2 protein-coding genes are annotated in these 1,380 nt (G+C 34.3%); both read right to left on the bottom strand.

Annotated elements, in window-relative coordinates; translation table 11 throughout:
* Positions 1-102: 102 nt before the first annotated feature.
* Positions 103-285: a hypothetical protein gene (locus AB1414_20955; protein ID MEW6609881.1), complete on the bottom strand. Its 183-nt coding sequence runs from the start codon at positions 283-285 to the stop codon at positions 103-105.
* Between the two features lie 33 nt (positions 286-318).
* Positions 319-1,269, bottom strand: a complete 951-nt coding sequence (locus AB1414_20950) for a hypothetical protein (GenBank protein ID MEW6609880.1) — start codon at positions 1,267-1,269, stop codon at positions 319-321.
* Between the last annotated feature and the right edge of the window lie 111 nt (positions 1,270-1,380).

Here is a 1,380-nt window from a genome sequence, read left to right as displayed (position 1 = left end):
TATATAACACCTTCTCATCTTGATGTCAATTAAGCAGATTATCTCTTTTCTATATCTTTGGCATCTTTTATCACCCAAAACTCTCCCCAACCCGCACCATAACTAAAAGTCATTTGCAACGCTCTCCCCTGCATTTTTTAAGGTAGTTATTAAACACCCCTTTTTATATACTTGTTCTGAATCAGAGTTGATTCCTGGGAGTAAAAGCACAGGATTTTTAGCCCAAACAGGACTTGACCATAAGAAACAACTTATTAAACATAAGAATATAATTCTTTTGACCATAATTGTTCACCTCCAAAATACTTAACTACTTACCTAATACTCAAATTCACTATCTGGAATACCAGTATTTATCTGAATATCACTAAGTATAATTTCTTCTTTGACTTCCTCTGGTCTAAATTTAGGTATAGTGAATTTAGTTGTAATAAATTTTGTTGGTATCCAAGTATTACTAATTAACATAAATTCCTGATTTTCTCCTCGCCAAATTAGACGAAAACCATCAGGAATATCAGGATGAAAATTAGTATAGTCAGCATATCTATCAGTTTTTGTAATTACACCTTTATAATAATCAACAAAAACCATTATTTTACTTTTGGGATGGGGATAATTATACTCATCCTTCGGATTACTTGCTTTCGGCACCGCCTCAATCACCCAGATATCAGTTTGAGGATTATCAATCACCTTCGTATCAAACTTAGTCATTATCTCATCCAACCGCCAGTAGAAAGGAAGCATATCTGGGTCTAACAAAAAATACCATGGTAATCTATATATCCAGTCTTTCTTCTCAGGACCTACCTTTTGATAATGAGTATGATTTTTTATAATCGTCGGACTTATAGCCGGGTCATCATAAATCCACTTAAGTTTATCAGGTGCTTTAAACAAAAACTTATCATCTTCTTCAATCAAATCACCTATTATCCCTAACCACTTAGCAAATTCAGAATACCATATTTTCTGATTACAATCCGCCTTCAAATCTTGAATCTTCTGATAATTCTCCTTGACTTTATCCAGCAATGCCTGAACAGTCGGCGTGCCGATTTGTTTTGGTCTAAGTTGTAGATTTTTCTTTTTTACCACCTTTTCCTGCTTAGTCTTTTGCTCCTTAGCTTTTAGCCATGGCCATTGCCATTCTATACCCTGGGCTATAGTGCTACTGCATAGCAAGACACACATCACCGCAATACTACACATTATCTTCTTAATCCCTGTCCCTCTTGAATTTCCCTTTAAACTTCTTTTACCCATTTTAAATCTACCTCCTTAATTTTGGTAATTGGTAACTGGTGAATGGTAATTAGTTACCAATTAACCCATTACTTTTACTTAGTTTTAATTTCGTGAAGCCCTATTTAATTT

The sequence above is a fragment of the bacterium genome, from assembly GCA_040755795.1.
Taxonomy (GTDB): Bacteria; UBA9089; CG2-30-40-21; order CG2-30-40-21; family SBAY01; genus JBFLXS01.
Note: the sequence above shows the minus strand (reverse complement) of the source record. Positions and strands in the feature narration are given on the sequence as shown.